Consider the following 26,408-nt stretch of genomic DNA (forward strand, 5'->3'; position numbering starts at 1 on the left):
GATGCTAAGGCTTAGCGTTTAAACCCAACCAGCGTCGAAATCGGATAGTGGTCAGAAATATAACGCTCGCCATCACGATCCTCATGGGTCGTGTAGTGGCTGCTACGTAAGCCTTTACTGACAAAGATATAGTCGATGCGCTTGTGCTCGGTAGCGTTGCCAAAACCGTTAAAGGTTGATGCGGGTTGGTGGCCATTAACTAGGGCGGTATCGATAAATTGTAACTTTGCATCAGCGACAATGCTGGTGTAGGCGAGTTCTGAATCTAGGGTGTTTAAGTCGCCCAACAAGATCACCGGAGAATCTCCCGCAATAGTGGGGATGTAGCGAACTAAGAATTCGGCGCTTTTCTGGCGTGCCAAATCACTCACATGACTAAAGTGCGCATTAAACACAAAAAACACCTTGTTGTGATGAGTGAATTTAGCCCAAGTGACGATGCGTGGTAACTTGGCTAACCAACCGATAGAACCCGGCACATTGGGTGTTTCAGATAACCAAAAATAGCCACTATCTAATTGGGTTAAAGTGCGTGTGTTATATAACAAAGGCACAAACTCACCTCCGCGTTTACCATCATTTCGGCCCACACCAATAAAAGCATAATCAGGCAAGTGCTCAGCCAGCCAATCGAGTTGATGGACTAATACTTCTTGCATACCTACGACGTCAGGCTGAGTTTGATTTAGGTGATTTAATACCCATTGTTGCCGATGAGGCCAAGCATTAATGCCATCGTGTGAGGTATCTAAACGAATATTAAAACTTTCTACTTTGAGCTGGCTTACTGGTTTGGAAGGTTCTTGTCCATCACCATTACCAGCCTGTGCGCTGTGGTTTATAAGGGTGAATAGGCTAAGTAGTACCAAAAATAAACGCATCGCAGTTTCTCTCTTAATTCAACGGCCAGTGACAAAATACATATCAACTCGACAATTAAAACGCCTTTACATGACTGGCAGATTACAGCGTGCTAAGGCGTATTTGTCACTCGTTTTGTTGTGCTGAATAAATTTAAGCTAAAAATTTTAATTCAGTGCATTAATAAAAACCTCAGAGTTATCCAAGTTGAAAATACCAGTTATTACAAGGTGTTAAGTATATTTTGGGAGGATAACTTTATCACGTTGCAAACTTGGTTTTTGTAGCCCATCTGGTTTTTTTTGACATTTTTTGAATTTAATTGGGAATAAGTTTGTGTGCTTGCCCGTTATCTCAATGTCATTCACAACAACCCAGAGGATATTAAAATGACTCGCATTAATAAAATTTCAACCCTATTAGGTTTTGTCACTTTCACGGCGTTAATGGGCACCGCAAGTGCTGCTGGTGTGGATTCAAACGTATCGTTAAACGTATCGGCTAGTCAGCAAAACCAGACAAATATGTCGGGCTCTGCTAGTGATAACAATATGCAGGCTCAAGCTAACAGCAACACTCAAACTGAAGCTTCTGCTTCAGCACAAACCAGCAACGATGATGTTGCAGGTAACGAAGGCACTGAGCTAGCCGCCAACAACAGCAGCGACAATACCAGTTCTACTACGGTTGCTGTTGATGAGCCAGAATCTGAGAATAAAACTGAATCTACAACAGCTAAGTCAGAAAATGCGGTGTCTTTAGCGGCAATCAATAATACCGGAGCAAACCTTGCTCAATCAGGTGCGGCCCTTAATCAAACTGGCACTGTGCTCAGCGAAGTGGGTACCTCGTTTACGCAACAAGGTTCAGCCTTTATTGAGCAAGGTAGCGGCACGCTTTCAAACATAAGCAGCAATGTTAAACAAGCAACGAGCATGGAACTCAGTGCGGTATTACCTTCGACTTCAGCCTTGATGCCAGCAGATACAATTGATGAGGCGCAAGCTACAGAGGCACCAGAAGCTAATGCCGGCGACGAACTTGCCGCTGCTTCACAGCAAAGTGAGCAGATGTTGGATGCCAGTTCAGCCCTAGACTCTAGTCTAAACGGTGCTTTGCAAGAGTCAGTCAAGTTAGATAGCGCTGTGGCAAGTATCACGTCTGTAGCAAGCAATGCCAGTGAGCTGACTGCCTTGGCAAATATCACCGGTGAAGCAACACAAGCGGTAAATCAAAGCATCTCGGGTACGCTTAATCAAACCTTAAATGCCACGACTGAACAAAGTATGCAACAAGAGGTAACCAGCCAAGTGAGTTCGGCATTGGAGCAACAAGTGGCCAGCGCGGTAGCGCTAGAAACGGCGACCGAAGTGACTAACAGCATCGCCAGTAGTCTTGGTTTAGGTATCTAGTTTACCTATTGTCAAAGTACAAACCGGTGATTATTCACCGGTTTTTTTCAGGAGAAGTAGCATGAAAAATTCCATTTTATTTGGTGTCGTCGTTTATTCCTTAACAAGCGTCGCTGGCTCTGCAGAATTTACCAACGCCAAGGATGCTAAAGTGAGCTTTGCTGGTCAAGCCTCAGCAGGTTGGTTACATAACTCGTCGCTGGTGGTCGCTGAACTCGATAAAGTGGCAGCCAAGGCCGACAATGCGCTGTTTGCCAACTTAAAATTCCATGGTAAGTGGCAGGTGAGCGACAAGCTAACAAGCAATGTTAACTACCAGTATTCACGCAAAGATTATCAAGAGTTAAATGATTACGACTTAGACATTCATCAGTTTGGTATCGATGCCCAATATGATTTTAGCGCCGTGAGTGTGGGTTTACGTCATGACTTGGCTAAAGCCTCACTGGCTGGCGAAGGCTTTTTAGACCTGAATATCAGCAGTGTGTACTTAGCAAAATTTATTAACCCTGAGCTTTATGTCCGAGGCGCCCTTAACTTTAAAGATAAAAAGTTTGCGCAAATCACCCAGCGTGATGCCGACAATGAAGGTGTGAATGTCAGCGTATTTCAGTTTTTTCAAGGCGGTCGCACTATGTTGTCGGGCGGGCTGAGTGTTGAAAGCGAAGACGCCATCGATAGCCAATATGACTACGATAACTGGGGCATTAATACTAAAGCCTCACACAAATTTGATATGTTTGGTGTGGCCAACCAAGTGCAATTGAGCTGGCGCTATCAGGCCAGTGATTACCAGCAGCCCAATAACAATAATGAACTGCGAGCCGACAGTTTGATTAACTATGAAGCCCAATGGCAAATCGCAGTGCATGCAAAGGTTAACTTGGTCAGCAAAGTAGAACACGGTATATCCCACTCTACCTTAGACAGTTTGAACTACACACAAACGGTTGGCTCGCTGCAAGTGGAAGTGAATTTTTAATAGAGCAGAGACTAGTGGCTAGAAACTAGTAAATAGTGGCTAGCTACTAGTGACAAGGCCAAAGCGTTTTAACCACAGAGAACACCGAGAAAATAAGTCTGGCAATATAAATGGGCAAAGATTTGTGGTTATTGAGCTTAGTAGTTGAATTGATTTTTATATAGATAGGCCGCTTGGAGCGAGAAGCGGTCGGTGGGCTAATTAGTTTTTCAACCACTAATGCCCATATCTTTGCACTATAAAGTCCCAGCATGCCGACAATGAAAAAACACACCTATACTGTATAAAAATACAGTATAGGTGTGAGCTATGTCACTTGTAAAGGGTGCCAGAAGAGAGGGGACGGTAAAGTATGAACGTCATAAACCAGAGCAAACCCTTCTTTATCAAATTATTGAAAGATATTACCCGCAGTTTCTGACCCACATGAGGCAACAAGATAAAGATTTACCCAAGTATGTGCGGTCAGAATTTGAAGAGTACCTCAAGTGCGGTCGTTTGGAATATGGGTTTTTGCGAGTACGTTGTGAAGATTGTCACCATGAGCACCTAGTTGCATTCAGTTGTAAACGCCGAGGGTTTTGTCCCAGTTGCGGTGCGCGGCGAATGGCAGAAAGCGCCGCCTTGCTGGTTGATGATGTGTTGCCTCATGAGCCCATTAGGCAATGGGTATTGAGCTTCCCTTTTCAACTTAGATTTTTGTTTGCCAGTTATCCTCGCATCATGGGAAAAGTACTGGGTATTGTCTATCGCACACTTGCCACACATATCACTAAAAAAGCAGGCTACAACAAACAGACGGCACAAACGGGTGCGGTCACACTGATCCAACGATTTGGCTCAGCGCTGAATTTAAATATCCATTTTCATATGCTCTACCTCGATGGCGTATATGCCGAAGATAACTATGGCAAAACGCGTTTTCACCCGATAAAAACCCCGACAAAAAGTGAACTGAATAGTCTTACTCACCGCATTAGCCAGCGTGTGGCGGGTTTTCTTGAACGCGAGGGCTTATTAGTGAGGGATGATGACAATGACTACCTGGCTTTGGATGGGCTGGAAGACGAACCGATGTTGCAAATTCACGGGTATTCCATTACTTATCGCATCGCTACAGGCAAACAGCAAGGACGAAAGGTCTTTACCTTGCAAACCATTGCACCTATGGCAGAGCAGGGGCTTGCGTCAGGCTGTGCCGCAAATGTGGCAGGCTTCAGTCTCCATGCAGGTGTCATGAGCAATGCACAGGATAGGTGTAAACTGGAAAGGCTGTGCCGTTATATTACCCGCTCTGGGGTATCAGAAAAAAGGTTGGCAATAACGACTTACGGCAAGGTGCGCTACCAACTCAAAACACCCTACCGTGACGGTACCACTCATGTGATCTTTGAGCCGCTGGATTTTATTGCCCGTTTAGCGGCCTTGGTACCCAAACCCCGCGTAAACCTCACTAGGTTTCATGGTGTATTTGCACCAAACAGTCGGCACTGCGTGGCAATAACACCAGCCTTACGAAATAAGACTAAACAAGCCTTGCCGACAGGGCAGGAAAAAACACGGGCACAAAAACACCAATCGATGACCTGGGCGCAAAGACTTAAACGGGTTTTTAACATCGACATTGAAACGTGTGAGCAATGCGGTGGTGCGGTTAAGGTTATAGCGAGCATCGAAGACCCATTGGTGATCCAAAAGATACTTAGTCACCTGAATACAAAAAATGACGAAGTCGTCGAGCTATTGCCCCCACAAAGTCGAGCACCGCCTCAGATAAGTCTGTTTGAATAAAAGCCGTTCCATCATAAACAAAACTGGTTTGCACAACAGCGGGATGCGCTTGTCTTGCATTCTGAATTAAGTAGAAACAGTTGATTAATCGACGAAAAATAACCGACTTTCACTCCCTTAAGAATATGAAATAGATGTCAACATGGAAAATATAAGGCATCATGTATTTTGATTTTAGGAAAAATGACGTTTTATTTTACCTATACTCAAACTAGCTGGGCAAAACATTATGGTGCAGTTTGGAATGCATTAATAACGGCCCGTAATATAAGCGATCCAGAACGTCGCTTAGGCCCAAACCGTTATAACGAGTCATTCACCACGAATTAGCTCTAGATTTGGTCGCGCCATTTTTAGTGGTTTTTGGACCTAATCAACAGGGTAATAAGGTTGTTAATTTGCGCAGGTTTCTGGCAGAGCTTGCCAGGAATCCGCGATTGGGTTGTTGTGGCAAATCAACTCTAACACCTTAATTTTTTCTGCCGCTAAGGCAGCATCCAGTTCGCTTAAGAGCGCCAGGTATTGTGGCCGATATTCTGGATCTTGTTTTAATGAGTCCAGCATAGGATCATGAAAATCAGTGAACCTGCGATTTCCCAAAGCAAATGATTGTCGCAACAATCGCAGTGTCTTCGCTTTGTCATTGTCTAACCAGGCGCGAAAGGCTTTGTCTTTATAAAAAGAATGAGTAGAGCGATAAGAACTTAACTGCTGTTTTTTGGCCAAGTCTATGTCAATCAAACTGATAAGGTGATCCGCCTCATCCTGATGATTAGTTTGTTGCAATATATAGGCATACTGAGTTGCCATTTCTAGTGTATAGGTGTAAACGGAAAGGAGTTTATCGGCTCCAAGCAAAGCCTGGAACTGATCCATCTTTTCTTTGAGCCCTTCCCACTGACGCGAAAAATACAGTGAGCTGATATAGAAATATTGTAGTAAGTTATTCTGTGGGTCTTGCTCAATAGCGTTTACAAACAGTTTGATGGCGTCGTCATAGTTCTGAGAAAGGTAAGCTGCAAAAGGCAAGCTATCATCCGAAATTCGTCTCGCTTCCGCGCCTAAACCAACCATGGACAAAGTAAAGACAACTGCTTGATTTGAGTGTGAATCCAAAGGATCTTCGGCGTAGGCCTTTAGGATCCAATGCAATGATTTAGCTAGTTCACCTTTAAAAAATTCAATCATGTCTAACATTCTGTAACCAGCCCAAGGGTATTGTTTCAGCAATTGTTTTGCTATTGCCTCCGCCTTTTCAGGTTCCGAGCTGGCTTTACTCATGGCGTAGTTAAATTGACCAATAATAGACAAAGGATCGATCTCCAGCAGATGCTGAAGCGTGACTTCGGATTCCTTATATAAACGTAACGATTGCTGTGAAGCACTTTGCCAATTAAGCACATCTATATAGACCGGGTTTATTGCAAGGGCTTTAGCCGCATATTCAAGTACCAATTTTTCATTATGATTGGTTAATGCCAACAATGTCTTTGCCCCCCAAGCTTCCGCCAGCATCGGGTTAAGCGCCATGGCTTTGTCGATATGCGGGCTAGCTCGCTGGTTGACTTCGGTAAGGGTTAAGTCACCATAGCTAGCAGAGTCAGAGGACAGCATAGCGATGGCGATGGCCAGTTGGGCATGTGCCGGTGCATAATTTGAATCGAGGCGAATCGCCTTTTCGAGGTAACGAACCGCCTCGGTAATGGCTTTATTGCCACGCTGATTAATCAAGTGACGACCATGTAGATAGGCTTCATAGGCTGCGGTGTTTGCCGCTTCTACAACTTTTGGGGCACCAAGATTACCATTATTATCCGGCACCTGAAGTTTCATTTCTGCTTGCAACGCATGACCAATGGCAGCGGAAATTTCATCCTGAATGGCGAAGATGTCTTTTAATTCTCTATCATAAGTTTGCGACCACAGATGATAGCCATTTTCTGCTTCGATAAGCTGAGCAGTGATCCTGAGTTTGGTGCCCGATTTTCTTACCGAGCCCTCCAGAATGTGGTTCACTTTCAGCAGTTTTGCAATTTCACTGACATCACGATTGTCGTCTTTAAACTGAAAAGAGGAGGTTCTCGCAGCCACGCGTAAATTACGAAACTGTGCCAATACATTCAATAACTCTTCAGAGATACCGTCGGAAAAATAGTCTTGCTCCGGGTCGGAAGACAAGTTAACAAATGGCAGTACCGCAATGGATTTATCTAAGGAGTTAACCACAGCAACTGAATCATCTACCGTTACACTTTGTGACACTGACGACTCTGCTTCAACTGCGTTTCCATTATCACTAAAACGCGATTCCCAAACAAAGTAGATAAGAGCAATAAATAACAAACCGATAATAACAAAATCCAGTTTGCGATTGGTGACATGGGTGATGGATTCGGTGCGATCGACCTGAGATTCCATTTTGATACCATCAGGAGTAATTTCGAACGCCCAAGCAAAAAATAGGGCGAATGGAAAACCAATTAAGCCGAAAAAAAACACTAACGTATTAACCCAGTCAGGCAAATTCAAGGCAGGTACCGCAAGGCTAGTAACTTGGATGACCAGCCATGCCAATACCAAATAGGCCACTCCTACCTTAAATACATTTCTACGTTTAAGTTCCTGAAAAAGTGAATTTATCACTACTGTGCCCTAAGTGATTTTTTTTATCCTTCGAATAATGTAACTGTCAGCGAATAAATTAGCAATATCGTTATCAAAAGTGACGCAATCAACTGAATACAAATAAATGATGTTGTATGGCAGTTACACTATCACGCGCCAAACTTCACTCTCACCCCAGCATTAACAATAAAGCCATCATTGCGAGACCAAATATCTGTGGTCCATTGGCCGCTTGGTGCTCTGGAAGGCAAAAGCAGGGGATGTTCATCGGTTTGTTTTACATTCAGTAAGTTTTCAAAATTAATAAACCAGCACCAACTGAAAATTAAGCATCACGAGATAGCAGAAATATGCCTTAAACGAGTAAGTGCGACCTGACATTTAAAGACTATAGCCAGTGCAAATATAAAGAGTTGATTCATCAACATATTGCTATGAATTAGCTCAATCTGGCGTTGTTTAAATTAGATTTCAACCAAGCCTGACAGACGCCTATGAGCGAAAAGCGGAAGTTGGCACGTTAGCAACCTGAGAGGCTTCTCCAAGTTCATTTCTGTCAGTGAGAAGTCAAAATGAAACACTAACTTTTACCAGCCTCCGGAAGTTAGCATTTTAGAATTTATACTGAAAAACTTGGTATGTTTTGATCTACAGATGACATGGCTGTTCAACCATATTACGCTAGACTAATCCTGATAGCGGATGTTCCCAAAAGATAAAAGCATGTGTTTCTTGATGATGATTTTTGCCAATATATAGTTAAGTATGAACGAGAATAAAACCATTAAAGCATTCATAGAACTTGTTACATAACTCGGCTTATTTAGTATGAGTGATGAGCACAAATTGCTGTCTGATAGATGACTTGAGCAATCGATTCGATTGTTGAGTGTTAAATTACAGTCAATAAAAAAGCACCAGATTCTTATTAAAGAAAAGTGGTGCTTTGTTTGATAGATAACAGTTAGATTACTGTTTCTTCTTTCCTAATAAAGAGCGACGAGATGCTAAACCCATAATACCTAATGCGAAGATGGCAAGGATAGAAGGCTCTGGAACTTCTACATCATTAGTTGGATATTGAGCTGTTGATGAGATATCTAACAAATATGCACCTGAAGAAACTCCATCATACTCCCAATTGGATAGTACGCTGGCGCCTCCAGCTCCTGTTGGAGATAATTGTCCAGTAAAATCACTGGGAAATATTGCACCATCAACAGATAACGGATCATTTGACCAAGATGATATGCCAACAAAATACGCTCCTGCGGCTAATGTCGCTTGGATAATAGAGTTAGGGAACGGAGCATCGTCGTTATGAAATAAACCAAAGCCTAAACTGTCAAATAAAAATATTTGAGTGTCTAAACCGCTATTATCTTGATAAACGTTTAAATCAAGTATACCGCCGCCCCAGTAAAACCCAAACAAATCAATATCGGAGTTTGTATCTATGGTTCCAGATACTTGAGTTGTGCCTCCTGCCAATATTTGTGCTGTAATTAAGCTGTCGCCTGTATCGTCAATTTCAAGAATCAACCCAGCATTCGCAAAACCAGTTGCAGATAAAAACAAGCCAGCAAAAGCTGCTTTTAACATTTTTAAATTCATCATATTTTCCTTTGTAATATATTCATTGAAAGTAGAATGGTATTGTTATTTGGGTTTCAAGCAAAAATTGCACCAAAATATAAAAACCCCTTTTTTTTCAGTGTGTTAGTGATATGTATTAAATCACAAATATGACAAGTGTAAAAATACTGGACACTTATCCAATCATAATTAATTGTTTTATTTACATTGAGTTAACAAATACTAGAACTATCACGTACTACAACATTCCTGCATAATCCTAAGCATTAAATAGCTGCCCAAGCAATGTCACTAAATCAACACTAAATGCGGTTAAACCACCACTTATGACGCTGTTTTTTTATAAGAAATACCAGTTACAAAGCAAAGAGTAAGTTAAGACTTTTTATGACCGTAAGCACCTAAAAAGAGTATTAATTCAAACGAAAGCCAAACAACGACGTTAGATATTCCAGCTAAAAATAATTGAAGAACAGCATCAAGAAGTTGTTACGGCAACTAATGTTAGCCAAGATTCAAATCGGGCTGCAAAGGTAATCTTCGTATGATCGGCTGACCAAAAAATGTAGTGAATTAGTAGTTGCACTCCACTGTCGGCCTACACCAGCTCCTCAAACTTATAGTGATTTCTTGTTAAAATTGCCACTAATATGTTTATTATTTTACAAAAGCTAATGACCGCAGTTGGCACATTTTCGAAGTTCGGCTTAAGACAAACAACGGACGACGATAATAGGAAATGACAATTAATTTTTGCCAATTTGTATTACTGCATCCAAACCTGAAAATCCCAAAAAAATAAATATTAGTCCACCTACTATTGAGGCTATGTCTATAATTCTTTTTGGAAGGAATGCACAGGAAATAAACAAAAATACGACAACCAATTTTGAAAGTGCCGCAGCATACCTCATATATTCTGCTTGAAACGATATTTTGAAATACTCTTCAACAGCTTCTTGTGTAAGTGTGCCTTCCTTGAACATAGAAAATGCATATATCCGTTGAGATTCAGCTTGAAGCGCTTTTGAAACTGAAAAAAGTGAGAGCATTCCGTCCAATGCAACAAAAAATGCCACAAAATATACGGTTATTACAAATATCCTTTTAGACCGTTGCTTACTTTTTTCACCTAACGTAACACAAAGAGCAATAATCCAAATTATCTTTGCAAACATACTAATCAGCATAATTGATGAAGAAACAGAGTCCTCTGAAAACCTTGAAAAATAGTCCGAAGGAGACAGTGAAACAAAATACAACTCTATGATGATTGTGAGCAAAATTAGAGCTAGTGCGACTGTTCTGTGCCTTTCTCGCCAATGTTCCAACTGAATTTGGTGTCGAAAGAATTGCACAGTGATAGTTGTAAGGATAGGTAAGGTTAGAATTATAAGGAATACATACGGCCACAAAATTGGGTAAACTATAACTCCAAAAATAGATTCAAAAATTGTTCTGCACCATTCGCTAAAAGCTTGCCAACCCACGAATAATGATCGCACAAAAGGACCTAGTGTCATGAATGGTCCAATGATTGATGAAATAGCAATAGCGAGTTGTACAGCTGGTGGCGCAGCCAGCAATATTTTAGTTAGGCGCTTAGCGAGCGCAGCGTACCCCATATACTTTCGCATTGCGTTGACCGATTAAATAAAATCATATGTTAATAGGATAACGCAAATTCGTGCAAACCTATTTAAAGCAGAATGCTTTTAATGGCTACTTAACACTCATTTTTGCCGTTGATTCTTAGCTAACTGAAAGGTCGCTTTAAGTACTGAGCCGCAATTCAAACTAGAAAGCGCCAACGACTGCAAATGGCACATCACTGCCAATCAGGCTTAGTACCAAGCAATATTAAATAAGTTTTCATTCACCTGCTTTACCTATGTTTTCTCTGTGCCAACTGTGGTGAAAATGCTTTAATTTCTTATGTTTGTACATGGCTCAAAGCCAATTGCGCGATTAAATCTTAGTTTCTAGTCTCTGCTCCAATGCGGCCAATTTATCGCCCATTACCCTATCTAACTGGGCTAATCTTTAGTCGTTGTATTAGCCGCAGTTTGAATACTTATGGAGAAATAGTCATAGATGACGCGTCTTCAGTTGCAATAAATACTCCCCTATAAATTACATCATTATTATCAAGTAACTTATTGCTAGAAAATACGTAATTAGTATCAAAGTCTCTGAGTTTTGATAACACATCGCTGTTCACAGAGTTATCATAGGTAAATGCAAGAAGACAAACCTTTCCTTTGCAACTAAATTTTTCAGAGTGAAAATCATTACCAAGTTGCGTAACGAGTTGGCTGTAGAGTTTTTGCTGCCTTTCTTCGCTTTCTTGATTTCCTGCCATCGAGTTCATTTTTTCTATGATACTGTCAAGATTTGGTGACCTAAATATAATTTCTAAAGGGCGCTTATTAACAACGTTTTGCTCATTAACAAATGCACTGTCTAGTTTAAGAATAGAATCAAAGACAGGGGATTCTGTAAACTCTATTGTTTCTTTCTGAAATTTGCTGAACTGTGACTCATTGCTGGACAGTAATTCTTTGTCTTTTAAACTATTTTCAGTTTCTGCCCTTGATGATGCAGGCATTAAATTGTTTGATTCAATGGGTTCAAATGTTGCTAATTCATTCAAAGGCAAACTCGTCGTTAGTTGATGTTCTGACATAGTCTTTTGTTTAAAATCAGGCGTAACCCGAGATGTATATTTATTGAAGCCCCAAACAACAATGAGAATTAAAAATAAAGATATCGTTGACGCAAAAATATATTTCATTTCTTTACCCTAAAAAATAGAAGGCACTGTGTTGTGCCTCAAATATGTACATTGAGCTCATTATCTACGACTTGGCTAGTTAAGTAGTGTTGCATTTCTGTGGGAGGGATAAAGTCAAAATGGTAAGTTTATTTAGTTTCATTTTATTCCGTCACTATGCATTTTCACGTTACTTACAGACTGTAATAACGTGAATTAAGGGTGATTTAATTGACCTGGTCTGTCAATAAGAGGTGACGAAATTATGCGTAATTTTTTAAACCTATAAAGGTCGTGTTATTAGGCCGTTACCAAACACCGGATCTTTACCTTTTTGGCCTAAATCAACAGCCTGTTGGGCCAGATACGCTAATATCACTTCTGCTTGTCCGCCAAACTGCTCATACACACAGGCCACCGCCGCGGCAACCACAGGTGATGCTACAGAAGTGCCCGATTCGTGACCTTCACCGCCACCGGCTTTAGCAGACAGTACATTCACACCAAGGGCTGCAAAATCAATATAGTCACCTTGATTGGCCCAACGATAAATTTGCTGTTTAACATCGGTGGCGGTGACGGCAACCACTTTTTTGTAGGCCGCGGGATACATAGCGGGTGCTGCGGGGCCTTCGTTACCCGCTGCTGCCACAATGATCATGCCTTTAGCTGTTAACTTATCGATAACCAAGGCCAGTATTTGATTATCTGGCCCGGCTAAACTCATGTTAACTACCTTAACCTGCTGCATGGCTAACCAATTTAGACCATCAACTAAATGCAACATAGTTGCCCCTTGGGCATAGTCAGATTGACGATAAAAAACCGAGGCTGCATATAAATTGGCCTTGGGTAGTAAGGGCCGTAGTTGGTCGCTGTGACCAACCAGTAAACTCGCTATGGCGGTGCCATGGTATTGTGGCGCGTTATTAGTATTATCGACAAAGTTTTGCGTGATGATCTTGGCTTGAGTCAATGCCGGATGGTTTTTATCGATGGAGGTATCCAGCATGCCGACCGTGACAGTGTTATCACACATAGCTTGGCTTGGTATTGGCTGTGGCGTTGCAGTTGGCGTGCTTGCCAAGTCTGCGTCAGCTTGGCTGGCAAAGACATGATTACGGTCGAGAGTGTTTACTTGCGCTGGTGGTAGGATGTTTGTCAAAGCAGCTTTGGAATCAAGATGTGCAGGCACGGTAAAATGCACTAAGACCAAATCTAGGGCTTTATATTCTTGTTGTTTAATGAGGGTTGCGCCGACTTGTTGCAATAAACTCAGTGAGCTTTGGTCGGCTAACATCAGCCACTGGCGTTCAATGGCACGCCAGCCATCTTCCACTTGCACCTCAACGGCATTATTTAAAGCGGGTATATTTAGTGAAGCAGGTAAACTGTTTAAAGGGTGGGTAACAGTATCGACAACGGCGGGTAACTGGCTTAAAGCAAAAGGCTCTAGTTTTGGCAGGCGCAGTGGTAAAGGCTCGATAAGCTGTTGGTCGAGGGTTTGCCCGATACCTCTAACTTGGTTTAAGGTGGAGTCGATAACACCACCTAACTGGCCCCAACTTGGGTTAGCAATACTTAACGTTACCACGAAAAAAACAGCTGCTATCTTACCTTTCATATTGACCTCTAAACCTCAATTACCTGTATCTTTAACATGAAAACGTTTGAAAGCAGAAAAAAATCCCAAATAAGGGAATAAAAATAAAGCTGGCTCGTCTTCCTAATAACCAGGAGATAAACATGCAACAACAACTATTAAAATTATTGCCCATGCTGAGACGTTTTGCCTATTCGTTGACAGGCTCGATGGCTGATGCCGACGACGTGGTGCAGATTACCATTGAAAAAATTCTGACTAAAGGCATGCCTGCCGATGTGGAGTTAACCAAGTGGGCCTTTAAAGTTTGCCGCCATGTGTGGATAGACGAATACCGTGCCCGTAAAGTGAGACAAGGCGCGGCAGAAAATCCGGAGTTGCAAGAAGAGCCAAGTGTCGATGACAGTGTGCGACTGGATCAAAAAAAGACTTTGTCGCAAGTAAATGTGGCGATGCAAACCTTACCCGATGATCAACGTTCTATTTTGGCCTTAGTGGCGGTGCAGGGCTTTTCGTATAAAGAAGTGTCTGAGTCTTTGGATATCCCCTTAGGCACAGTGATGAGCCGCTTATCGCGGGCACGTACGTCTTTATTAACCATGATGAAAGCACAACAAGGGAGGCTAACCGCATGAACATAAGCAATGAACAGTTATCCGCATTTTTAGATGCCGAATTACCAGAAACAGAGATGCAAGCCATCAGAGAGCGTATGGCACAGGACGATGAACTGGCCATGCGTTTAGCTGAGTTGGCCCAAGTCGATGAGTGGGTGGCAGAACATGCCAGTCAAATTGATCAACAACCCGTGCCTGCGGCGATCACCAAACTGTTAAACGTTGAGAATAATGTGGTGCAGTTATCAGCTTGGCGCAAGGTACAAAATCAATTGAGCCAACATGCTGCCTTAGCCGCGGGTGTGGCACTGTGTTTTGGTTTGGTCATCGGTCAGTCCAGTCAGACTGAATCAGTTTTACCAGAGCAGCAATTAAGTGCGAGCTTAGCTGAGGTACTAAACACGGCCAATAGTGGTGACGCGATCACCCTGACAGCCGGTGTAAAGATGACACCCAGACTTAGTTTTGTCAGTCAAAATGGTCAATATTGCCGCCAGTACAGTGTGCAAAGTCAAGCAGGGCAAAACGACAGTATTGCTTGTCATGGCAGCACAGGTTGGCAGCTAGCCGCTAGTACTTACAGCGATGGCTTAAGCCAAAGTGGCGAATACAAAACCGCGTCGCAAAATGTTTTACTCGACTCAGTGATCGACCAGCTTATTGCCGGTCCAGCGCTGAATAAACAACAAGAAACTCAGGCGATTTCACAGGCCTGGATTGTAAAACCGTAAATACAAAAGAGGTAAGATGATGAAAAATTTAATTCAAGTGATGGTATTGTTAAGTGCAGTGGTATTACTTGGCGCATGTGCTAGCGCGCCAGCCTATAAACAAGCGACGTCCAAGGGCGGCAATGGTTACACTGATATAAAAGTGGCCGATGACAGATACCGCGTGCAGTATCAATCGAATTCAAAAGATGTGTTGGATGTAACGAATATGGCGCTCTATCGCGCGGCAGAAATCACCCAGCAGCGAGGCTACGACTGGTTTGTGGTGACCAGCCGCGAAACCTTTGTAGACCGTAACAGTGTTGAACCAAACTTTGCGATGGGTGTTGGTCGTCACGACACGTATCAACGTGAATGTGGCTTGTTGACTTGCCAAACCACTCATCGACCAACTCATTCTGTTGGCCTTGAAATAAGCAATAGCCGTGAACGCAGTGAAGTGCAAAGCATCTTAGAAATCAGATTGGGTAAAGGCATGCGCCCTGATGATAACAGTTACAGTGCGGCGGATATCTTGACTAATTTGGCAGAAGTCAAAGAGGATTAATTAGTTTAAAAACCAAAGAAAGCTGCAGGATGTGTATCACTCCTGCAGCTTTCCTGTTTGCATAAAGTTTTCGAGCTGTGCTGAATAAGGCACTAAATCTAAACCTTGCTGCGCCACCCATTCATCGTTGTAATAACTATTTAAATAACGTTCGCCCGAATCACAAATCATACTGACCACACTGCCTTGCTGCTGGTTTTTGATCATCTCAGCTAACAATTGGATCGCACCATAGACATTAGTGCCGGTTGAACCACCACATTTACGCCCTAAAATACCTTCTAACCAACGCATGGTGGCAATAGAGGCCGCATCAGGTACGTGGATCATCTTATCGATAACGTCAGGTAAAAACGAAGGTTCGACACGCGGGCGACCAATACCTTCAATGCGTGAACCTTTAGTGCTGGTGATACCAACATCACGCTGTTGAAAGTAATCAAAAAACACCGAGTTATCTGGGTCAACCACCGCCAATTGGGTATTTAAATGTAAGTCAGGGTTGTATCTAAGATAACGGCCTATGGTGGCCGAAGTGCCGCCTGTGCCTGCGCTAACCACTACCCAACGTGGGATTGGATGAGACTCCAAGGCCATCTGGGCAAAGATACTTTCAGCAATGTTGTTATTGCCACGCCAATCGGTGGCCCGCTCAGCATAAGTAAATTGATCCATATAGTGGCCGTTCAGTTCACTCGCCAGTTGTTGGGCTTTGGCGTAAATATCTTTGGGTTCTACTTTGTGGCATTCACCGCCGTAAAATTCGATTTGTTTGATTTTTTCAGCGGCGGTGCTGTGTGGCACTACGGCGATAAAACGTAAACCTAACAAACGGGAAAAGTAAGCTTCGGAGATGGCAGTACTGCCTGATGAGGATTCGATTATGGGGGTATCTTGATTAATCAATCCATTACATAAACCGTATAAAAACAAGGAGCGCGCAAGGCGATGTTTAAGGCTGCCGGTAGGGTGGGTTGATTCGTCTTTTAAATAAAGCGATACCCCCACAAAACAGGGTAAGTCCACTTTAATCAGATGGGTGTCGGATGAGCGATTAAAGTCTGCATTGATAATGGTTAAGGCTTTGGCTAACCAAGCTTTTTTAGTTTCAGTTTTGCTCATCACAGAGTCCAGTAAATTTATCTATGCCTACCTTATAGCAAACTTAATGGTGTGTGAAAGGTTTAGTACCTGCCCTAGTTAAAGGGCTGCAACCTGTAAAAAAATAACAAGCAATTAAAAAGGCGTTAATAAGGTTTTTACCACGGGTCTTAAGGCCAATAAAATGGTGTCTTTTTGCAACTCTGGATATAGGGTACGGCGCAATAATAAACCGCTGAACATGGCAAACATGACATTGATACGGGCATCCAGCTCTTTGTCTGTTACGTCTTTCACTTGGCTACGTTCGCCGACCAGCAAACCGCGCATGCGTGTTCTGGCTTGAGTATCTGATTCTTGCAATAAAAATGCGACTTTGGGATTGCGCGCTGCTTCAGCCAGCATTTCGATTTTCAGTATACCGTCTTCGCGATTGAGATGGCGCTCGACACCATGATCGCAACCTTCAATCATGACCTTAACGAGTTCGCCACTTTGATCTTCAAATTGTTGGAAGATGGAAAACATTTCTTCCATATCCTGCTGAATGATGGATTCGATAATCGCTTCTTTGCTGGCAAAATAATTGTAGATATGGCCTGCACTCATACCGGCAGTTTTTGAAATTTCAGCCATGCCAGCACCGTGATAACCTTTGCGTCTAAAACAGTCTTCGGCAGCTTTTAACACTTGTTTACGGCGCGCTTCGGCTAATACCGGATCATGGTGTTTTTTAGTGGTTTTTTCTGACATTGGATCTCCAAGCCCGAGCTTTACTGCACGGTGGTTAGGCATTTGTTAGCAGAACCTAATACGTTCTGCCAACTAACGCCGAGTACTTTATACAAACTAATGCCATTGGCAAGCCTGATTAAATGAGCGGTCTATCAATGACCACTCACATCAGTAGTGCGCGACTTAGCCGGGAATACTTTACGCACTAATACAAAAAACAAGGGAACAAATAGGATAGCTAAGATTGACGAAGCTAAGGTGCCCCCAATCACGGCTATGCCCAGCGCATTTTGCGCACCAGAGCCTGCACTTGAAGCAAGTGCCAAGGGCAATACCCCACAAATGAAGGCCATAGAGGTCATTAAAATTGGGCGTAAACGCAAACGTACCGCTTCAATTGATGCTTCTACCAACCCCATACCTTGCTCCATACGGTGGATAGCAAATTCAACCAATAAAATGGCATTTTTAGAGGCTAAACCTATGGTAGTCAGTAATCCTACCTGCAAATAAATGTCGTTGGATAGATTGAATAACCATGCTGCCAATGCGGCACCAAATACCCCTAACGGTACTATCAGCATTACCGCTGCCGGTACCGACCAGCTTTCATATAAAGCGGCAAGACAGAGGAAAACCACTAACAGTGATAAGGCATATAATAAAGGTGCCTGACCACCACTGAGACGTTCTTCGTAGGATATACCTGTCCACTCAAAGGTGATACCAGCAGGTAACTGCGCCACTATACGCTCTATTTCATCCATGGCTTGCCCGGTACTATAACCTGGTCCTGCTGCGCCTTGGATTTCCATGGACGAAAAGCCGTTGTAACGCTCTAAACGCGGGGAGCCGTAAGTCCAATGTGAACTCGCGAATGCCGCAAATGGCACCATCTCTCCCTCGTTGTTACGCACATACCACAGGTTTAAATCTTCGGGTACCATTCGGCTTTCTGCTGTACCTTGTAAAAAGACTTTTTTCACTCGGCCACGATCAATAAAGTCGTTAACATAGCTGCTTCCCCAGGCCGTAGACAAAGTAGTGTTGATCGTACTTTGACTCACGCCAAACGCTTCGGCTTTAGCGAGATCAATATCTAAGGCTAATTCAGGTTTGTCTTCTTGACCATTAGGGCGCACTTGGGCCAGTACTGGGCTTTGGGCCGCCATACCTAATAACATGTTACGGGCTTGCAATAATTGCTCATGACCTAAACCTGCGCGGTCTTGCAGATACATGGCAAAACCATTGGCGGTGCCTAACTCACTGACCGCCGGCGGCGCAAAAGCAAATACAAAAGCTTCTTTAATAGTGGAGAAATACCCCATGGCTTTACCTGCTACTGCCCTTACAGATAGATCGTCACGCTGGCGTTCATCCCAGTGTTTTAAGCTAACAAAACCAATCGCCGCATTTTGTCCCGAACCTGCAAAACTAAATCCCGCGACGGTAAAGATGGTATTAACCGCTTCGGCTTGGTCAACCAAGAAGTGGTTTTCCATTTTCTCTAAGACTTTAAGTGTTTGCTCTGTGGTTGAACCTGCTGGCAATACCACCTGATTAAACAAAATACCCTGATCTTCATCGGGTAAAAAAGCAGAAGGCAGTTGGCTGAAAATGTAAACCATGCCACCAAAAATGAGGGCATAAGCTAATAAATAACGTTTACTTTGTTTAACCATGCGACTAGTAATACTGCGGGTACCTTTGTTGGTACGCTCAAAACCACGGTTAAAACCAGAGAAAAACTTGCCAATCAATGAACTATCATTGTGTACATGACTGGGTTTTAACAAGGTTGCACACAGCGCTGGCGTCAGGATCAACGCAACCAATACCGACAAGCCCATAGCTGAGACTAAGGTAATGGAAAACTGACGGTAAATAACACCCGTTGAGCCTTCAAAAAAAGCCATAGGAATAAACACCGCAGAAAGCACCATGGCAATGCCCACCAATGCGCCTTTTATTTCATCCATGGATTTTCGTGTCGCTTCAAGTGGGGATAGTTTTTCTTCTGTCATCACCCGTTCAACGTTTTCTACCACCACGATGGCGTCATCCACTAACAAACCGATGGCCAATACCATGGCAAACATGGTCAGGGTATTAATCGAATAACCAAAGGCCGACAAAATCGCAAAGGTGCCGAGTAATACAACAGGTACAGCGATAGTGGGAATTAAAGTGGCGCGAAAGTTTTGTAGAAACAAATACATCACTAAAAACACTAAAAATACCGCTTCAATTAAGGTGCTGACTACTTTTTCGATAGACAAGGTCACAAAAGGGGTGGTGTCGTAAGGCACGACTGCTTTTAAACCAGCGGGAAAAAATGGTTTTAAATCAGCCAAGGCTGCTTTCACTGCTGCTGCGGTATCTAAGGCATTGGCGCCACTGGCGAGTTTTACCGCCAGACCCGATGCTGGTTTGCCATTAAAGCGTGCGACTACACCATAGTTTTCACCGCCTAATTCAACTGTGGCGACATCAGCTAAACGCACAACAGAGCCATTGCTTTCAGTTTTAACCAAGATCTCACGAAATTGCTCAGCCGTTTGCAAACGACTTTGTGCTGTGACGGTGGCATTTAACTGCTGACCTGCTACAGCTGGCATTCCGCCCAACTGACCAGCCGAAACTTGAGCATTTTGCGCACTAACTGCAGCACTGATATCTGCTGGGGTTAATTTATAGTTTTGTAATTTGGCAGGGTCGAGCCAGATACGCATGGCATATTGTGTACCAAATAACTGCACTTCACCTACGCCATCAACCCGCGAAATAATGTCTTGTACGTTCGAGGAGACATAATCACCAATATCGATGTTGTTCATGCTGCCATCTTCAGACACAAAACCCACCACGAGTAAGAAGTTGCGTGAAGATTTCGCCACGGCCACACCTTGACGTTGCACTTCTTGGGGCAATAAAGGTGTTGCTAGGGCAAGTTTATTTTGCACTTGGACTTGGGCAATATCTGGGTTGGTGTCAGCGCTAAAACTTAAGGTAATCGTCATAGCACCATTAGATTCAGAGGTAGATGACATATACATCAAACCATCTAAACCTTTCATTTTTTGTTCAATTACTTGAGTAACCGTATCTTCCAATGTGCGGGCAGATGCGCCAGGATAGCTGGCGCTAACACTGATCGCTGGTGGCGCAATGGAGGGATACTGAGCTATTGGCAAACCTTTGATCGCCAATACACCGGCTAGCATCACCACTATGGCAAGTACCCAGGCAAAAATAGGTCGATCGATAAAAAATCGTGACATTTGGGAGTTCCTTTTATGAGACCTTAGTGGGTGTTCGCAGTAGCTGATTCAGCAGGACTTGCCTGAACAGGGGCGCCAGGACGGATTTTTTGCAAACCCTCAACGATCAATTGATCTCCCGCAGATAAACCTGATTCGATGAGCCAGTCTGTGCCTATAGTACGATCTGCCTGCAATATGCGTGCTTCGACTACGCCGTCTTTATTGGCAACCATCGCGGTGGCTTGGCCTTTTTGATTACGACTAATGCCATGTTGTGGCGCTAAAATAGCGTTGGTTTTGACCCCTTCAACCACCACGGCTCGCACATACATGCCCGGCAGTAGTAGTTTTTCTGGATTATCAAACTGTGCTCTTAAGGTCACTGAGCCAGTACTTGGGTCAACTGTGACTTCTGAAAACTGCAAAGTCCCTGTGTGGGCGTACACCGAGCCGTCTTCGAGCATTAATTTAACTTCAGTTTGAGCTTTGCCTGCACCCAAAGCACCTGATGCCAAGGCTTGTTTCAGTTGCAGCAGTTCAGTGCTCGATTGAGTTAGGTCAACATAAATAGGATCTAACTGAGTAACGGTAGCTAAAGCGTTAGATTGATTAGCGCTAACCAGCGCACCGACAGTAACCGACGATTTACTGATTTGGCCGTCAATCGGTGCCGAAACCTTGCTGTAATTCAGATTGATTTGGGTGGTTTTGAGTTGTGCTTGAGCGGTAAGCAAATCAGCCTCTGCTTGTTTGTAGGCGGCATCTGCTTCATCAAAATCTTGCTGACTCACCGCGTTGATCTTTAACAACTCCGTGTAACGTTTAGTTTTAGCTTTGTTGCTGGCAATGCTCGCTTGCGCTCTGGATACCGCCGCTTTTGCACTGGCAACCTCCGCTTCAAAACTCGCCGGATCAATTTGATATAGAGCCTGACCGGCCTTGACCTCTGTGCCTTCGATAAATAAACGAGATTGCACTATGCCACTCACCTGTGGACGGATTTCAGCAATTTGAGAAGCCGCTATACGTCCCGGCAACTCTTTGGTCAAGGTCACAGTTTGACTTTGTATGGTGACAACGCCTACGGGCACAGCTTGAGCAGCAGGCATAGCGACTTGTTGATCATTTTGGCCACAGCCAGCCAAAGCAACAGAACCCGCCAGAACTGAAAGGGTAAAAAATATGATGCGGGTATGTGTCATTTTAAATTTCTCTATTTGTAGTGAACGTTCATTCTAAATTATTTAGTTGCTGTTTTACAATTTAAATTTCCATAAAAATTATAATTATTGAAATAAATGTCGCGTAAATATTGATATTTGTGAAAATGTGTTATGAGTGTAAATGAGAGGTAAATACTTTGTGATAAATTGAGTGGTAAATGTTCATTCTATAAATTATTGAGTGTGAGGCTTTGGCCAATAGCAACTATGCCAATCAAAATGGGCAAGGGCAGTTGATCTTGAGTCGTTGTTGACTTTGAGGATGGTCAAACTCAAGTTCAACGGCATGTAATAACAATCTAGGGGCGAGCACCTGAGTTTGCGCTGTGCCGTATAGATCACAACCTAAGATGGGATGACCTTTAGCCTGACTGTGAATGCGCAGTTGGTGGGTGCGGCCTGTCACTGGGCTAAAACGGACTCGGGTTCGAGCGGGCTGGCTTAATCGTTCAAGCACTTGATAATCACTTATCGCGCTTTGGCCTTGCTCATAACAGACTTTAAGGCGGGGAAAGTTGGCTTTGTCTTTACTGATGGGGTAATCAATACGGCCATTGTCGTTGGTTAGATGTCCATCTAACATGGCTTCGTAATGTTTAATCACAGTACGCGCTTGAAACTGCTTATTGAGGAGTGCGTTGACGCTTTTATTCAGCGCCAACAACATAATGCCAGAGGTACCAAAATCGAGCCGATGGGCGAGGGTGATATCAGGATAATCTTGCACTAAACGATGATGGACTGAATCTAGGTTCCGTGGATTTTTACCGGATAAACTCAGTAAGCCACTGGGTTTGTTGATCAACATTATGTGCTCATCTTGCAGTAATATTTCAATCTGCTCATGGCAAGGTGGCGCGACAAAATCATCCACAATGTTGGGTGTTAAGCGCAAAATTTATCCAGCGAGTTGATGGCTAAATAGCTGGTATTCTAGCCCTGCTAAAATGGCAAGTTGCCTGAGATCTGAGTCATTAATCACATAGTCATCGCTTAGATTGAATAAATAAGCATGGATCTGTTTGACAGTATTACTATCGATAGGACTTAAAAAAGCTATAAGCAGGTAATCTGCACTGCTGTTAGGCACAGGGATCACAAAGGCATTTTGCTGTTTAGTCGCCTGTACAAAACGGTGTGACTTGATATTGATCGCCAGTACTGTGCTAAAAACCTGTTCTGATACTAAACGAATATCACATAATTGCTCATGGTGTGCCTTGGCAAACGCGCCATTGTTTGCCACTAACTCTTGAAAACTTAAACTGCTCTTGGTGCAAGTGTCAGCCTTGCTATAAGCCAAACGCAATAGGGTTTTGTTTGGCCTGCTGTTGTTAGTTTGCATGCCATTGTTGGAGATGATTTTATCGTATGCTGGGGTGTTATTTTGCCAAGGCAACGAGCCGGCTAGTTGCTTGTTGTTATACACCACTAAGTAGATAGTTAAGCTTAGTACCACCAAGACAAGTAGGGGATAATACTTCGTTAGTTTAGTTTTGTTGTTGACTTGCTTGTTAGTACTTACTGTTGTTATGGGCTTTTTAATTAAGCTGTTGGTGTTGCTAGTGGGTAAATGTACTAAGGCTTGTTGCAGTGATGCTACGTAAACTAATTGGGTTGCTTTAAGTTGGTCAATAGTCGCTGTATTTGCTGCATTCTCGCTAGCCTTAGGTAGGATAAAATGCATAGTAATATTACTTGGCCACTCAGCTATTTTACTTGCTGCACGTTCGATTTTTAAGGCCGTTTGTTCCACCGCTAATACGGTCTTTTCACTGGTATTCACTTCGCCAGTGGCACAAACAACCCAATCACCTGTTTGCGGTTGACCGTTGCCAAGCATGTCTTGTGCGTGGGCAGCATGGGCTAAATAAAAGGCCAATTGCCAGCTGTTCCCTTGATCAATGGCTCCATCAATATTAACGCGATAAGACGAAGCACCAAAATCAGCTTCGATAATGCCAACGCCTTTTTTGACAAAATGATGATAGGCAGCACTGATGGGGGAGACGGTTGAGGTGCCGTTAATGGATACCACAGAGCGAATGTCAGGATCTTGTGCATAGATCTTTTGAATGGCAACTAACCCTTGGGTGGTTGCCACCATGACATGTACTTTCATTTAGTCGCCCTGTTTGCGCTGCTCTATTAGGGCATTATGCTGATTTCCGCGTCCGCGTCGAGTAAGAGCTGCAAAGCTTTATCGCTTTGGTCAAATAAACACTGGCTGGCACCATCAATTAAGGGCGGAAATTCGATGCGCTCACACTGCTCGCCACTGATTACATTTAGCACCACAGGGTAGGCAGAATGAGAGTCAGTGGGGTGAGTAATGTGTAACAAGGCAAATATTTGGCTGTGCTCTACACTGTCGCGTTTAAATTTGAGGCTAAAATCTTGGTTTTGCCTAAGCGGCATTTCTTCCTTGCTACTGGCAGCAGCAAGAGCCTGACTTTGAGTAAAACGCTGGCACCTGACCAGCACCATATATTGTTTGCGCAGTGGCAGGCTGGCATTAATTTTTGCCATTAACTCTTTACTGTTAGAGGGCGCATGCTGACTGACCAAACGCATTAAATCGTTATATAAAACCGCAGGCTCTGAGCTAGTGTTATTCAGTTCTCGAAAAGCCACTTTTGCGATAAATAGGGCTTCTGCCGGTGTGGCAGCATTAGCTTGCATGGTGATCTCCATAAAGTGTGTTAAATCTATGGCTGAATATGCAAACATCAGAGCTAAAAATGCGCGATAAGCTGCCTGAGGTTTCTGCCAATTGCTCAACTGCCTTGCCATGGGCTTGAGTCAGCTTTTGCAAACTTGTTATATGTTCAAAGGCGGCGAGGTAAATATCACCTTGTTCGCTGCTGGGTAATTGTTTAAAACCTGCTTTGTTATTTTTCTTAAAGGCTTGAGCGCTTAAATCGCACAAGTGCCTAAAAGGCGGGAATTGTAAACTCAGTTGTTTGCTTAGGCTGTGCCACGACTCACTTGATATGGCCTCATGGGCTCTATGTTCAGCCAACCATTGGCCAATTTGTTGTAACTGCGCAGTTGGCAGTTGTTGTAACAGTTCAGCACAAGCGTATTCAGGCTCAATATTAAGTAATACATGCTGCAAACAGAGCTGGGTATTTTCTAGTGCTTTTGTCAGGCCGTCGATTTCGAGTTGATACATGGCGTAAGCTTGTACCGGCGGCTCGGCCAGTTTTTCAGTTAAGGTCGCAGCGGATTTTCGTTTGGCCTGTACTAAAACACTTTGCCATTTGGCAAAGACCTGCAAACGCATAAAAGACAGTAAAAAAGGTTTGATGTAAGGGGTATAGCTCACTAAAGGCTGCAGCCATTCGGCTTCTTCGATAGTGAGGCACTTGGGCATAATACACAGGGTTTTTACTTCGTCGAAAGTGGCCACATCGGCAAAAGCCAAGGTTTGCAACATTTCCCCTTTTTCATCATCAAATTGGCTGGCTACTACTTGCTCAGGATTAACCTCACCTTGCTCGGCCTGCTGACCAAAACTGGCAGCAAAGTTTACAGCCTGTTGGCTGCTGACAATATGCATGGCACTGATGGCATCCAGGGCATCAAATAAGGCGGTTGAATACAATACATAACTTTGTGCTTGCTCATCAGCGCAGGCATCTTGCCAAAAGGTGATGATGTGAGTGTCATCTAAAGTGCTTGGGCTAATACCATTGCTGTTTAACCAGTTTTCAAAATAACGATAGCGGGTTTGAATTTGCGCTTCGGGTAGGTGCTCTTTTAAAAATTGGTAGATGCTTTGTTGAATGAGTCTGGCAACTTGGTCGATGTCTTTATCATTGCCGCCAAATAAAGTGTTGTGCAGGTGAGTGAGCAAACTCGGATCCACCGTCACAATAAACTCCATCAATACGGCTAATACCCCCACTCTGGCCGGTGAAATGTTAAAGCTTTTACTGCCAGCGCCTTTGCCAATGTTCAGGCTTAAATAATCGCTGGTGATTGCCACTTGTCCTGCCTCACCTTGCCACGGCTGACTAAAAGCTAAGCGGCAGCGTTGAGGACTATGGGCTTCATCTAGCCAAAAAAACGCTTCTAATTGAGTGGCACCACGGCGCGCAGGGCAGGCATTAACAATAGCCCAGCACAGGTAAACTAGCTCGAGGCTAGCCTTGCTGTAGTTGCGGCAACAAATATATTGTTTAACTTTGTTGATGTCTTGGTCGCTGTATTTTTGCCCATAGCGGCCTTGTGCCTGACTTAAACCGGCAAAAATACTGCGTAAACTATCACTGACCCCAAATCTGGCCGTCGTAGGCATAGTGCTTGTCATTCTAACTAAGTTGCTCTCCACTCTATCCAAATAGGCAAAAAATTCAATGTCTTATCTTGCACCATGGAAAAAATATAAAGTTTACAGTGAGGTAATAAGTAGTCAAACTGGCGAACGTTTTTTGAGCAAAAATCGAGTGTGTTAGCAGAACTTTAATTCTGCGACCTTTTCATCACTTGTATTTTAAACTTTCTGCATTTGTCAGATACAAACAAGTGTGTGTTGGCTTT

The 26,408-nt window shown here is 43.3% G+C and carries 20 protein-coding genes; 6 read left to right on the forward strand and 14 right to left on the reverse strand.

Annotated elements, in window-relative coordinates:
* Positions 1–11: 11 nt before the first annotated feature.
* Complete coding sequence (locus AX660_RS14670) at positions 12–881, reverse strand: endonuclease/exonuclease/phosphatase family protein (RefSeq protein ID WP_068378253.1); 870 nt, start codon at positions 879–881, stop codon at positions 12–14.
* Between the two features lie 369 nt (positions 882–1,250).
* Here AX660_RS14670 and AX660_RS14675 point away from each other — a divergent pair, with 369 nt between their 5' ends.
* The 3 genes from AX660_RS14675 (at position 1,251) to AX660_RS14685 (ending at position 5,046) form a co-directional block, all read left to right on the forward strand.
* A complete protein-coding gene (locus AX660_RS14675) occupies positions 1,251–2,273 on the forward strand; it encodes a hypothetical protein (RefSeq protein WP_068378255.1) in 1,023 nt (340 codons plus the stop codon).
* A gap of 61 nt (positions 2,274–2,334) precedes the next feature.
* Complete coding sequence (locus AX660_RS14680) at positions 2,335–3,255, forward strand: surface lipoprotein assembly modifier (protein WP_068378257.1); 921 nt, start codon at positions 2,335–2,337, stop codon at positions 3,253–3,255.
* A gap of 309 nt (positions 3,256–3,564) precedes the next feature.
* The gene (locus tag AX660_RS14685; protein WP_068378259.1) at positions 3,565–5,046 is read left to right on the forward strand and encodes a transposase; all 1,482 of its coding nucleotides are present in this window, start codon (positions 3,565–3,567) and stop codon (positions 5,044–5,046) included.
* A gap of 393 nt (positions 5,047–5,439) precedes the next feature.
* On the opposite strand, the gene AX660_RS14690 is transcribed toward AX660_RS14685, so the two are convergent.
* The 5 genes from AX660_RS14690 to AX660_RS14710 form a co-directional block, all read right to left on the reverse strand.
* On the reverse strand, positions 5,440–7,689 hold the full coding sequence (locus AX660_RS14690) for a hypothetical protein (protein ID WP_131811810.1): 2,250 nt from the start codon (positions 7,687–7,689) through the stop codon (positions 5,440–5,442).
* Between the two features lie 951 nt (positions 7,690–8,640).
* Positions 8,641–9,288, reverse strand: coding sequence for a DVUA0089 family protein (locus tag AX660_RS14695; RefSeq protein ID WP_082768928.1), 648 nt, complete (start codon positions 9,286–9,288; stop codon positions 8,641–8,643).
* A gap of 725 nt (positions 9,289–10,013) precedes the next feature.
* Positions 10,014–10,904, reverse strand: coding sequence for a hypothetical protein (locus AX660_RS14700; RefSeq protein WP_131811811.1), 891 nt, complete (start codon positions 10,902–10,904; stop codon positions 10,014–10,016).
* Positions 10,905–11,341: 437 nt separating this feature from the next.
* Entirely contained in the window at positions 11,342–12,061 is a 720-nt protein-coding gene (locus AX660_RS14705; protein ID WP_068378267.1) for a hypothetical protein, read from the reverse strand.
* Between the two features lie 262 nt (positions 12,062–12,323).
* On the reverse strand, positions 12,324–13,664 hold the full coding sequence (locus AX660_RS14710; protein WP_068378269.1) for a S8 family serine peptidase: 1,341 nt from the start codon (positions 13,662–13,664) through the stop codon (positions 12,324–12,326).
* 122 nt (positions 13,665–13,786) lie between these two features.
* On the opposite strand from AX660_RS14710, the gene AX660_RS14715 reads away from it, so the two are divergent.
* The 3 genes from AX660_RS14715 to AX660_RS14725 are packed head-to-tail and all read left to right on the forward strand — an operon-like array spanning position 13,787 to position 15,538.
* Positions 13,787–14,278, forward strand: coding sequence for an RNA polymerase sigma factor (locus AX660_RS14715; protein WP_068378271.1), 492 nt, complete (start codon positions 13,787–13,789; stop codon positions 14,276–14,278).
* Positions 14,275–14,991: an anti-sigma factor family protein gene (locus tag AX660_RS14720; protein ID WP_068378273.1), complete on the forward strand. Its 717-nt coding sequence runs from the start codon at positions 14,275–14,277 to the stop codon at positions 14,989–14,991. The genes AX660_RS14715 and AX660_RS14720 overlap by 4 nt, the downstream gene beginning before the upstream one ends.
* A 16-nt stretch (positions 14,992–15,007) precedes the next feature.
* A complete protein-coding gene (locus AX660_RS14725) occupies positions 15,008–15,538 on the forward strand; it encodes a CC0125/CC1285 family lipoprotein (protein ID WP_131811812.1) in 531 nt (176 codons plus the stop codon).
* 36 nt (positions 15,539–15,574) lie between these two features.
* Here AX660_RS14725 and AX660_RS14730 read toward each other — a convergent pair whose 3' ends face one another.
* The 8 genes from AX660_RS14730 to AX660_RS14765 form a co-directional block, all read right to left on the reverse strand.
* Positions 15,575–16,660, reverse strand: a complete 1,086-nt coding sequence (locus AX660_RS14730) for a PLP-dependent cysteine synthase family protein (RefSeq protein WP_068378277.1) — start codon at positions 16,658–16,660, stop codon at positions 15,575–15,577.
* Between the two features lie 114 nt (positions 16,661–16,774).
* Positions 16,775–17,392, reverse strand: coding sequence for a TetR/AcrR family transcriptional regulator (locus tag AX660_RS14735; protein ID WP_068378279.1), 618 nt, complete (start codon positions 17,390–17,392; stop codon positions 16,775–16,777).
* Positions 17,393–17,526: 134 nt separating this feature from the next.
* Entirely contained in the window at positions 17,527–20,658 is a 3,132-nt protein-coding gene (locus AX660_RS14740; protein ID WP_068378281.1) for an efflux RND transporter permease subunit, read from the reverse strand.
* Between the two features lie 23 nt (positions 20,659–20,681).
* The gene (locus AX660_RS14745; protein WP_068378283.1) at positions 20,682–21,842 is read right to left on the reverse strand and encodes an efflux RND transporter periplasmic adaptor subunit; all 1,161 of its coding nucleotides are present in this window, start codon (positions 21,840–21,842) and stop codon (positions 20,682–20,684) included.
* A 235-nt stretch (positions 21,843–22,077) separates the two neighbouring features.
* The gene (locus AX660_RS14750) at positions 22,078–22,758 is read right to left on the reverse strand and encodes an RluA family pseudouridine synthase (RefSeq protein WP_235594753.1); all 681 of its coding nucleotides are present in this window, start codon (positions 22,756–22,758) and stop codon (positions 22,078–22,080) included.
* Positions 22,759–22,761: 3 nt separating this feature from the next.
* Complete coding sequence (locus AX660_RS14755) at positions 22,762–23,985, reverse strand: hypothetical protein (RefSeq protein ID WP_068378287.1); 1,224 nt, start codon at positions 23,983–23,985, stop codon at positions 22,762–22,764.
* A gap of 26 nt (positions 23,986–24,011) precedes the next feature.
* A complete protein-coding gene (locus AX660_RS14760; RefSeq protein ID WP_068378289.1) occupies positions 24,012–24,545 on the reverse strand; it encodes a hypothetical protein in 534 nt (177 codons plus the stop codon).
* Positions 24,535–26,178 (reverse strand): hypothetical protein, encoded by a 1,644-nt coding sequence (locus AX660_RS14765; protein WP_131811813.1) that lies wholly within the window; start codon positions 26,176–26,178, stop codon positions 24,535–24,537. Before AX660_RS14765 ends, AX660_RS14760 begins: the two co-directional genes overlap by 11 nt.
* Positions 26,179–26,408: the final 230 nt, after the last annotated feature.

Source organism: Paraglaciecola hydrolytica, from assembly GCF_001565895.1.
GTDB lineage: Bacteria > Pseudomonadota > Gammaproteobacteria > Enterobacterales > Alteromonadaceae > Paraglaciecola > Paraglaciecola hydrolytica.